The 1,628-nt window shown below is 48.5% G+C and carries 2 protein-coding genes; both read left to right on the forward strand.

The genetic code is table 11. The features are described 5' to 3' along the window. Positions 1-1,135, forward strand: a 1,135-nt coding sequence (locus AUR66_RS22320; protein ID WP_197409865.1) for a hypothetical protein, incomplete at its 5' end; no start/stop codon positions are given. Then, the coding region (locus tag AUR66_RS17975) for a hypothetical protein (protein WP_157533220.1) at positions 1,132-1,628 on the forward strand (497 nt) is incomplete at its 3' end. The genes AUR66_RS22320 and AUR66_RS17975, both read left to right, overlap by 4 nt.

The raw sequence follows: 1,628 nt of genomic DNA on the forward strand, positions 1-1,628 counted from the left end.
CCGTGAGCAACGAATTGAGGATGACTGTCGACAACTGCTTGAGTCAGGCAGTCTTGAGACATTCCACTGGTATAAACAGCAGTTAGAAAGAATCGGTCCTGGAACGATCGTAGAAGGGATACAAAAATTGGACCGGGAGAAGCTTGGAGACCTTACGGATGATGAAATGGGCGACAAGGTCTCTCTAATTCTCTACTTTATCGAGTGGGAATGGGAAGACGAAGTCGAGTTGATTCGCTCCCTCCAAGATTTCAAACGAAAGCGAACCTACGAACGGAAGCGAATTGATGGTGAACGGAGTTTCGATGGGTTGGGTGAAGAGGTAATAGAAGCGATCGAGGATGCTGTATGGGACGTTCTTCCGGACGTCAATGATCACCAACGACATAAAGTCACACTCAATCGAGTGGATATCTTGGATGAGCAGACGCTTATTGTTAGGTTCTACGCAGAGTCCCGCTCCAGTTCCTATCGGCAATTTACTTTCCGTGATGATCAAACGGACTCAGAATTCACCGGTCCAAGGGAAGCAGAAGTCAAATCTCACAATTACTGGCCCGTCGTTACTGAGCACATCTATTTGGATTACGGGCGAAACGAGTACTACGCTGAAATTAAGCGTAGCGTGGAGCAACTCCTCTCCCCTGTCATAGAGGTACTCTATGAGGGGGATGTCGAGTACGGCAAGAGGGTGCGGTTCGCAGATCCGCTTGATCCCGATAACACTGGATCCCCTGAGGACTTTGTGAGCGAGCGTGCAGATGAATACCGTGAGAGGCTTGAAAAACAAGATGTCTTTGACGAAGAGCAGACTGAACAATATAAACAAATTCTTGAAAATATCGAATCCGTTGAGCAGACCCGGATCCGTTTAGAGCAGGTGGATGTTGAGGGGAACTTGCGGACATTCGTTATCGAGACAGAGGAGGATGTCTCCGAGTTTCTGGACGCATTCAGCCTAGGGGACCGTGTAGAGAAGTTCAATCAAAAAAGCCGTACCCGTGAATACACACTCCAGTTGGGGGATCTGGAAGTGGACGTGTCCGGAACAAAAATCAGCATTGCAGGTGATGTAACCGAAGACCAAGAGCGCGTTCTCACTGCCCTTCTACGGGAAGGTGAAGAAGTAGTATGAGTAGCACGTTGGATGTCGCGGAAGCGGCTTTGGAGTGCGATTTCAACGAACAGTTCCGCCGAGAAAAACTGCCTCCCATTCTCGCAGGGAGCGATTTCGTTGAGGTTGGTTACTGGGACCAGATCCCGTGCGAAAAGTGTGGTGGTGAGGAGTACATGAAGCAAAAACAGATTGGTGGGGAAAGGAAGTACATCTGTAGGAACCTACATCAGAAGTCGGGCGAGGAAGGTGTTTACTATTCAATACAAACAGCAAAAGCAATTCAGGAAGTTCTCGGAGATATTTCACTGGAGAATATCGAACGCCGTGGGGATGTACATCTTGGAGAAGTCCGAGATTCTCGTATTGCAATTGTCCCAGGGGAATATCAGGAGACGACGTTAGGAAATCTTGAGGAGTACCTCCGTGATTTTAGGAACCAGTTCATCGTAACCTTTGACGAGGAAACGAGGGCGAAACTGGACGACATAGTTGCCCGAATGGGTGGTCTTTC

Source organism: Haloferax profundi (assembly GCF_001469865.1).
Taxonomy (GTDB): domain Archaea; phylum Halobacteriota; class Halobacteria; order Halobacteriales; family Haloferacaceae; genus Haloferax; species Haloferax profundi.